General features: G+C 67.7%; 7 protein-coding genes and 3 tRNA genes. 7 read left to right on the top strand and 3 right to left on the bottom strand.

Annotated features, from left to right (window positions below; translation table 11 throughout):
• Positions 1 to 84: 84 nt before the first annotated feature.
• The 3 genes from RTY46_RS04220 (at position 85) to RTY46_RS04230 (ending at position 2,808) form a co-directional block, all read left to right on the top strand.
• Positions 85 to 161, top strand: a tRNA-Asp gene (locus RTY46_RS04220).
• Positions 162 to 190: 29 nt separating this feature from the next.
• Positions 191 to 267, top strand: a tRNA-Asp gene (locus RTY46_RS04225).
• A gap of 588 nt (positions 268 to 855) precedes the next feature.
• Positions 856 to 2,808, top strand: coding sequence for a peptidyl-prolyl cis-trans isomerase (locus RTY46_RS04230; protein ID WP_312706798.1), 1,953 nt, complete (start codon positions 856 to 858; stop codon positions 2,806 to 2,808).
• Between the two features lie 198 nt (positions 2,809 to 3,006).
• On the opposite strand, the gene RTY46_RS04235 is transcribed toward RTY46_RS04230, so the two are convergent.
• On the bottom strand, positions 3,007 to 4,209 hold the full coding sequence (locus tag RTY46_RS04235) for a transglycosylase SLT domain-containing protein (RefSeq protein ID WP_312706799.1): 1,203 nt from the start codon (positions 4,207 to 4,209) through the stop codon (positions 3,007 to 3,009).
• Entirely contained in the window at positions 4,206 to 4,970 is a 765-nt protein-coding gene (gene gloB, locus RTY46_RS04240; RefSeq protein ID WP_312706800.1) for a hydroxyacylglutathione hydrolase, read from the bottom strand. The genes RTY46_RS04235 and gloB overlap by 4 nt, the downstream gene beginning before the upstream one ends.
• A gap of 11 nt (positions 4,971 to 4,981) precedes the next feature.
• On the opposite strand from gloB, the gene RTY46_RS04245 reads away from it, so the two are divergent.
• The 3 genes from RTY46_RS04245 to dnaQ are packed head-to-tail and all read left to right on the top strand — an operon-like array spanning position 4,982 to position 6,824.
• On the top strand, positions 4,982 to 5,626 hold the full coding sequence (locus RTY46_RS04245; protein WP_312706802.1) for a methyltransferase domain-containing protein: 645 nt from the start codon (positions 4,982 to 4,984) through the stop codon (positions 5,624 to 5,626).
• Between the two features lie 12 nt (positions 5,627 to 5,638).
• Positions 5,639 to 6,091 carry a ribonuclease HI gene (rnhA, locus tag RTY46_RS04250; protein WP_108748723.1) on the top strand — a complete coding sequence of 151 codons (453 nt, stop codon included), beginning with the start codon at positions 5,639 to 5,641 and terminating at the stop codon, positions 6,089 to 6,091.
• A 4-nt stretch (positions 6,092 to 6,095) separates the two neighbouring features.
• Positions 6,096 to 6,824 carry a DNA polymerase III subunit epsilon gene (dnaQ, locus tag RTY46_RS04255; RefSeq protein ID WP_312706803.1) on the top strand — a complete coding sequence of 243 codons (729 nt, stop codon included), beginning with the start codon at positions 6,096 to 6,098 and terminating at the stop codon, positions 6,822 to 6,824.
• A 91-nt stretch (positions 6,825 to 6,915) separates the two neighbouring features.
• Here the strand turns inward: dnaQ and RTY46_RS04260 are convergent, their stop codons facing one another.
• Positions 6,916 to 7,620, bottom strand: coding sequence for a protein phosphatase 2C domain-containing protein (locus RTY46_RS04260; protein WP_108752324.1), 705 nt, complete (start codon positions 7,618 to 7,620; stop codon positions 6,916 to 6,918).
• A gap of 166 nt (positions 7,621 to 7,786) precedes the next feature.
• On the opposite strand from RTY46_RS04260, the gene RTY46_RS04265 reads away from it, so the two are divergent.
• Positions 7,787 to 7,877 (top strand) — tRNA-Ser (locus tag RTY46_RS04265).
• The last annotated feature ends 23 nt before the right edge of the window (positions 7,878 to 7,900 follow it).

Consider the following 7,900-nt stretch of genomic DNA (forward strand, 5'->3'; position numbering starts at 1 on the left):
GAATGCTGGCCTGTCACGCCGGAGGTCGCGGGTTCGAGTCCCGTCCGCTCCGCCATCCCGGATCCCAACGAGTTCTGCCTATGTGGAGCGGTAGTTCAGCTGGTTAGAATGCTGGCCTGTCACGCCGGAGGTCGCGGGTTCGAGTCCCGTCCGCTCCGCCATCCCGGATCCCAACGAGTTCTGCCTATGTGGAGCGGTAGTTCAGCTGGTTAGAATGCTGGCCTGTCACGCCGGAGGTCGCGGGTTCGAGTCCCGTCCGCTCCGCCAGCAGAGTTTGAAGTGTCATCGAAGATGCCCGTCGGTCCTGGACCCGCGGGCATTTTGCTTTTTCGGGGTGTGCGCCTGCCCCTGTCCGCCGGGTGCGGCCCGGTGCTGGCGTTCAAGCGATGCAACGCGGTCCAGCACCGCGTGGGCGAACACCGCCGGCAGATCGTCCCGCCTGCAGGCGCGTGGTGCAGTAGCAGGTCATAGCGAGGCAGGTGCTGCGCCTCATCGATGAAGGGCAGCAGGTGCAGGTTCGGCAGCGGTCGCGCCCGTGCGGCGTGATCGTGCCGCCGGCCCACACCCAGCGCCTGCACGTGCGGTAGCGCGGCCAGGCAGGGCGCCGCCGATGAAGCCGGACGCGCCGGTGCCAAGGACGCGCATGGGCGTGGTTTCCTCCGCCATTGCCCTGCGGGCCGAAGGCCGGTCGGCTGCCTGCCGGGCCGGCCAGGATGCGCATTGAGGGCTGCGGCAGCCATTCCGCGGTCGCCTGCCGCAGAGGCTTGTGCCGCCTGCCTCGCGGCCGTTTTTGGTACGGACGGCGAAGCGGGTTACACTGCCGGGCTCGCCAATCAGGCCATGTGATTCCTCACCATGCTGCAGAAACTCCGCGACAAGACCTCAGGCTGGATCGTCACTGTGATCCTGGGGCTGCTGATGATTCCGTTCCTGTTCGTGATCGACAACAGCTACCTCGGTGGCGTCGGCGCGCAGAACGTGGCCAAGGTTTCGGCGCCGCCGACCTGGTGGCGCTCGGCGCCATCGTGGTGGCCGGTGCGCATGCTGTGGCAGCACCACGAGATCAGTTCGCAGGATTTCCGCACCCGCTTCGAGCAGGAGCGCATGCGCGCCCGCCAGCAGCAGGGTGAGGATTTTGATCCGCGCGCCTTTGAAAGCACCGAAAACAAGCTGGCGGTGCTGGACCAGCTGGTCGACGAGCAGGTAGTGCGCCTGGTGGGTGAACAGGCCGGAGTCGTTATTGGCGACAGCGCCGTGCGCGAGTACATCATGACCATCCCGGCCTTCCTGGGCCAGGATGGCAAGTTCAGCGAAAACAACTATCGCCTGGCCCTGCAGACCGGCAACCCGCCGCGCACGCCCACCCAGTTCCAGGAACTGGTGCGTGAGAGCCTGCAGCAGTCGGTCATTCCGTCGGGCCTGCAGAATTCGGGCTTTGTCACCCAGGCCGAAACCGAGCGCCTGCTGAAGCTGCTGGGTGAAACCCGCGATGTGCAGCTGGTGGGTCTGCCGGAAGTACCGGCCGATACCGCGCCGGTGACCGACGCGCAGATCAAGCAGTGGTACGACAGCCACGCCAAGGATTTCCGCCAGGCCGAATCGGTCTCGCTGGAGTTCGTCGAGCTGAACGGCGCCAACCTGCCGGCGCCGGCCGCGGCCGACGAGGCGGCGCTGCGCAAGCGCTATGAAGAAGAGAAGGCCAAGTTCGTGGCACCGGAACAGCGCCAGGCTGCGCATATCCTGCTGACCGGCGAGGGTGCCGAAGCCAAGGCCGCCAAGCTGGCTGCCGAAGCCAAGGGCGGCGCTGACTTCGCCGCGCTGGCCAAGGCCAATTCGCAGGACCCCGGTTCCAAGGGCCAGGGCGGTGACCTGGGCTGGGTGGAACGTGGCGCGATGGTGAAGCCGTTCGAAGATGCGCTGTTTGCCGCCAAGGCCGGCGAGATCGTCGGCCCGGTGAAGACCGATTTCGGCTACCACGTGATCAAGGTCACCGCCGTGCGCGGTGGCGAAGGCAAGTCGTTCGAAGAAGTGCGTGACACCCTGGCGGCCGAGCAGCTGAAGGCCGATGGCGAGCGCGGCTTCAACGAGCTGGCCAGCCGTCTGGTCGATGCCATCAACAAGAGCCCGAGCGATCTGGCTGCCGCTGCCAAGGAAGTGGGCCTGCCGCTGCAGACCACCGGTGTGATCAGCCGCGCGACCGCCAGCGGCGTAGTGGCCGACCCGGCCGTGCTGCGCGATGCGTTCTCCGACGTGCGCGTGCAGGACGGTACCGCCAGCGATCCGATCGCGGTGGGTGGCAGCAGCAACCACAGCGTGGTGATCCGTGTGGCCGCGCATACCCCGGAACAGGCGATGCCGCTGGACAAGGCCCGTGAGCAGGTGATCGCCGCGATCCGTGCCGACCGCCAGCGCCAGGTCAGCGACAAGGCCGCCGAGGCCCTGCTGGCCAAGCTGAAGGGCGGCGCCAGCCTGCAGTCGCTGGCCGCCAGCGAGAAGCTGCAGGTCAGCCCGATGCCGGGCCTGCCGCGCAGCCAGCCGGTGCCGACCCCGGAAATCAACCGCGCCATCTTCAGCGCACCGGTGCCGACCGAGGGCAAGCCGAGCTACGGCAAGATTGACGTGAATGGCCACGCGCTGGTGTTCGTGGTGGACAAGGTCACCCCGGGTGACGTGAAGGAAGTGACCGCCGAGCAGCAGAAGCAGCTGAAGGACCAGCTGTCCCAGATCGACGGTGCCGCTGCCGCCAAGGCCTTCGTGGAAGCCATGCGCAAGAAGTTCGTGGTGCAGACCACCGAAGCCAACCTGTAACCCGGGGCGGCGCGCAGAACGAAAAGGCCCGGCAATGCCGGGCCTTTTTTGTTGCGTAGCGGGTCTCGCGTGCCTTGTAGAGTCGAGCCATGCTCGACTGAAGCAGGCATTTGTAGAGTCGACTGGAGCAGGCAGTTGTAGAGTCGAGCCATGCTCGACTGAAGCAGTCGAGCAAGCTCGACTCTACGGGGGCGTGGGTCAGTCTTCTACGCGCAGCACGGCGCCGGGCTTCAGCACGCTGCTGCCGCTCAGGCCGTTCAGCGACAGCAACGCCTTCACCGGCATGCCGTAGCGGCGGGCGATGGTCCACGCCGACTCGCCGTTGCGCACGGTGTGGCGGCGGCTGCGTGGGCGGTCGGCGGCACTGGCCACCGTCCTCGCCGCCTGCGGCGCGGGGGTGGCGATGGGCGTTTCAGCCGCTGCGGTGGCCGCCACGGCGGCCGCTGCGTCCAGCACGGAGGCATTGGAGGCCGACATCGGTGCCAGCACGCGGGCATTGCCGGTGGGGCGCTTGCCGGCGGCCAGGCCGGGGTTCAGGCGGGCGATGCGGGCCGGGTCGAGCGACCGCTGCGCGGCCCACTGCTGCACCGTGGTGCCTGCCGGCAGCGTGTGGTCCTTCAGCACCGGCACGGTGCGGTCCAGCGAGGCCATCACGCCCGGCTGGTCTTCGACGTTTTCCAGCACGCAGGCCAGGGCGTGCAGCTTCTCCACGTAGGCGTGGGTGACCGGCGACAGGCCGGGCAGGGCGGCAGGCTTGGCGTTCTGTGCGTTCATGCCGGCCTTGCGCATCGACTGCAGCACGCGGTATTCACCGGCGTTGTAGGCCATGGTGGCCAGGCGCCAGTCGCCGCCGAACATGCCGTGCAGGGTCTTCAGGTAGCGCACCGCGGCCTGGGTCGATTCCACCGCCGACAGGCGGCCGTCATAGCCGTTGGACATCGGCACGCGATGGTTGCGCGCGGTCGTGGCGATGAACTGCCACAGGCCCGTGGGACCACTGCCGTTGCGGGCATTGGGTCGGTAGCCGCTTTCCACGAACGGGATCAGCGCAAATTCGGTGGGCAGGTTGGCCTTGCGCAGTTCTTCCACCACATAGCCGAACAGCACCAGGGCGTCATCGTCCTGGTTGGCCAGGCGCGAGGGGGCGTGGGCGAACTGCTTCTGCCAGCGCGGGCTGGTGGCCTCGGCATTGCAGGTGGGCTCGGCCAGGCCGTCGCGGAAGCTGGTGAAGATGTCCTGGCCATTGCGCACGCTGGCCGCCGGCAGGGCTGTCGGGTCCAGCGGCACCGCAGCGGCGGCGGCCAGGTTCTGGCTGATGCCGGCGCCCAATGACTGGGCGCCGGCACTTCCGGCCAACCCCAGGGCGAGCCCCAGGGCCAGCGTCAGACTTCGGCGCATCATGCGCGGAAGCCGTCTTTCCAGTGCCGGAGACCGGCCATGACGTCGACGTCGTCCACGACTTCCCGACCCAGGTGCGCCGACACCGCCGCGCGGATCGGCGCTGTGTGGGTACGCAGGAACGGATTGCAGTCGAGCTCGTTGGCCAGGGTTACCGGCAGGGTGGAACGGTCATCGCGGCGCATGGCCAAAGCCTCCTCTTGGCGCTGCAGCAACGCAGCGTTGGCGGGGTCGACATGCCGCGCGAAGACGGCATTTGACACGGTGTACTCGTGAGCGCAACACAACAGCAGTTGCGCGGGCAGGGCACCCAGCCTGCGCATCGATGCCAGCAGCTGGGACGGCGTACCTTCGAACAGGCGTCCACAGCCCAGGCTGAACAACGAATCGCCGCTGAAAAGCTGTTCAGCGGTGTGAAACGCGATGTGGCTGCGGGTGTGCCCGGGCACGGATAGTACGTGGAACATCTGCCCCAGTGCCTGAACGCGTTCACCTTCGCCCACCCGCTCGGTGGCCGTGGGAATGCGTTCTTCCACCGGCGCCACCACCCGCACGCCGGGAAAACGCGCCTGCAGCGCGGGCACGCCGCCGATGTGATCGTCGTGGTGGTGGGTGAGCAGGATGGTGTCCACGCGCAGGCCCTGGTCGGCCAGCGCCAGTACCGGCGCGGCATCGCCAGGGTCGATCACGACCGCGGAGCCGTCGTCGGCCGTCAACATCCAGATGTAGTTATCCGCAAATGCGGGCAGGGCAGTCAGTCGCATAGAATTGGACCATGCCCCTGCTGCAGAGCCACCGTCAAGCGAGCCTGGTGCCCTGGTTCGACAGCGAGCCGGCACGGGCGCTGCGCGTGCTGGAACGGCAGCTGCTGATGCCGCAGCTCGCGGCCCTGCCGGTGCAGCCCTGGTTGTGGGTCGCCCCCAGCCCGGGCTGGCTGCAGGATGCGCAGGCGGCCGGGCGTGGCCTGCGCCTGTACCGCAATGGGCCGGGCTATGCCGGGGATACCCGCTGTGCGCTGCCGCTGCCGCTGGCCAACGAGAGCGTGAACGCGATCGTGCTGCAGCACGTGACCGCTGCCGACGCCGATGCGCTGCTGGACGAATGTGAGCGGGTGCTGATGCCTGGCGGCCACCTGTGGTTGACCAGCCTCAACCCGTTCAGCCCTTACCGCGCCCGCTGGCGCCAGCACGGCCTGGTGGTGCGCACCCCGCAGCGCCTGCGCCAGCTGCTGGACCGGCACGGGCTGGACTGTGGCCAGACGCGCTACCTGGGCCCGCTGTGGCAGGGCGAAGGCGGTCGTGCCCGGCCCGGTTGGGCACCGCTGCGCGCGGCCTGTCTGTTCCATGCCGAAAAACGTACGCTGGCCCTGCCTGGGCCGACCCCGCTGCCGGTGCGCTGGCACGGCACCGTTGCTACCTGATCTGGAGTTGTATTGAAAACCATTGAAATCCACACCGACGGTTCCTGCCTGGGCAATCCCGGTCCCGGCGGCTGGGCCGCGCTGCTGCGCTACAAGGGGCACGAACGTGAACTCAGTGGCGGCGAAGCGCACACCACCAACAACCGGATGGAGCTGATGGCGGCCATCTGTGCGCTGGAAACGCTGACCGAGCCGTGCAACATCGTGCTGTTCACCGATTCGCAGTACGTGCGGCAGGGTTTGACCCAGTGGATGGCGGGGTGGATCCGCAAGAACTGGAAGACCGCCGGCGGCGACCCGGTGAAGAACCGCGAGCTGTGGGAGCGCCTGCATGCAGCCACGCTGCGCCACCAGATCGACTGGCGCTGGGTGAAGGGCCATTCCGGTGACCCGGACAACGAGCGCGTGGATACCCTGGCGCGCAACGCCGCGACCCAGATCCGCGACGGCAGCCCGGTAAACTGAGCCCATGCGTCAGATCATTCTCGATACCGAAACCACCGGCCTGGAGTGGAAGAAGGGCAACCGCGTCGTCGAAATCGGCTGCGTGGAGCTGTTCAAGCGCCGCCCGTCCGGCAACAACTACCACCAGTACCTGAAGCCCGACTGCGATTTCGAGCAGGGCGCGCAGGAAGTGACCGGGCTGACCCTGGAGTTCCTGGACGACAAGCCCGCCTTTGCCGAGGTGGCCGATGAGTTCCTGGCCTTCATCAAGGGCGCCGAACTGATCATCCACAACGCGGCGTTCGACCTGGGCTTCCTGGACAATGAGCTGTCGCTGCTGGGGCCGGAGTACGGCAGGATCACCGACCACTGCACCGTGGTCGACACCCTGGCACTGGCGCGCGAGCGGTTCCCGGGCCAGCGCAATTCGCTCGATGCCCTGTGCAAGCGCCTGGGCGTGGACAACTCGCACCGCGCGCTGCACGGCGCACTGCTCGATGCGCAGATCCTGGGTGATGTGTACATCGCGCTGACCTCGGGCCAGGAAGAGATCGGCTTCAGTCTGGATGACGAGGGTGGCGGGGCAGGGGCGGCGTTGCAGGCGTTCGACACCAGCGCGCTGCTGCCGCGCCCGCGGGTGGTGGCGACACCGTCGGAGCAGGAAGCCCATGCCGCCCGCCTGGAGCGCCTGCGCAAGAAGGCCGGCCACGCGCTGTGGGACGGCCCGAAGGTGGAAGAAGCGGCGAGCGCGTAGGCGGTGCTGGTGGCCGCCGGGCATGGCCCGGCGCTACCACCCTATCCACGCATGGCGTGGATCTACAGTAGAGCCACGCCAGGCGTGGCTTTCAGTGGCAGCGCACCAGGATTACGGTGATGTTGTCCGAACCGCCGCCGTCCAACGCGGCGGCGACCAGGGTGTCCACGCATTCCTGGGCGCTGGCATCGTCGTAGGCCAGGGTGCGGGCGATGCCGCGGTCGTCCACTTCTTCGGTCAGGCCGTCGCTGCACAGCAGCAGCTGCATGCCCGGGCGCAGTTCACCGCTGGTGGTGGCCACATTCAGGTGGGTCGGGTCGGTCACGCCCAGTGCCTGGGTCACCACGTTGCGATGGGGATGGGCGCGGGCCTGTTCAGCGGTCAGGTTGCCCTGCGCCACCAGTTCCTGCACCACGCTGTGGTCCTGGCTGAGCTGGGCCAGCTGGCCGTCGCGCCACAGGTAGGCCCGGCTGTCGCCCACCCAGGCCACTTCATAGCGGTTGCCCTGCACCCGCGCGGCGACCACCGTGGTGCCCATCGGCAGGGTGTCGTTGCGGCGGCGCGAGGCGCGGATGATTTCCTCATCGGCGGTACGGATGGCCTGGGCCAGCGGCGCGCCGCGGCGTATCTCGCGCACGATGGTTTCCCGCGCCAGTGCGCTGGCCACCTCGCCGCAGGCATGTCCGCCCATGCCGTCGGCCACCAGCCACAGCGACAGCTCGCCGTCACCGTAATAGGTGTCTTCGTTGAGCTCCCGGCGCAGGCCAGGGTGGGTGAGGTGTCCGAATTCGATCATGGTGGGGCAGGGGAAGGGGGATGCCGGGGAGAACGGCATCATCACGGCCAAGCGGACATCCGGCAAGGCATGCAGTCAGAAATATTTCATCGGATGTGCGGCAATGGCTTGTGGTCTGCCGCGCTTCCTCGTATTATTCGCGTCCCCGGTTCGCCGGGGACCATCTGGAGAGGTGGCAGAGCGGTTGAATGTACCTGACTCGAAATCAGGCAGGCGTTTATAGCGCCTCGGGGGTTCGAATCCCCCCCTCTCCGCCAGATAACTAAAAAAGGCTGCCCCA

The organism is Stenotrophomonas sp. (assembly GCF_032056425.1).
Classification (GTDB): domain Bacteria; phylum Pseudomonadota; class Gammaproteobacteria; order Xanthomonadales; family Xanthomonadaceae; genus Stenotrophomonas.

Excerpts from the sequence above, each read along its gene's own strand:
- RTY46_RS04230 (WP_312706798.1), top strand. The coding sequence starts at position 856 with ATGCTGCAGAAACTCCGCGACAAGACCTCAGGCTGGATCGTCACTGTG.
- RTY46_RS04235 (WP_312706799.1), bottom strand. The coding sequence starts at position 4,209 with ATGATGCGCCGAAGTCTGACGCTGGCCCTGGGGCTCGCCCTGGGGTTG.
- gloB (WP_312706800.1), bottom strand. The coding sequence starts at position 4,970 with ATGCGACTGACTGCCCTGCCCGCATTTGCGGATAACTACATCTGGATG.
- RTY46_RS04245 (WP_312706802.1), top strand. The coding sequence starts at position 4,982 with ATGCCCCTGCTGCAGAGCCACCGTCAAGCGAGCCTGGTGCCCTGGTTC.
- dnaQ (WP_312706803.1), top strand. The coding sequence starts at position 6,096 with ATGCGTCAGATCATTCTCGATACCGAAACCACCGGCCTGGAGTGGAAG.
- RTY46_RS04260 (WP_108752324.1), bottom strand. The coding sequence starts at position 7,620 with ATGATCGAATTCGGACACCTCACCCACCCTGGCCTGCGCCGGGAGCTC.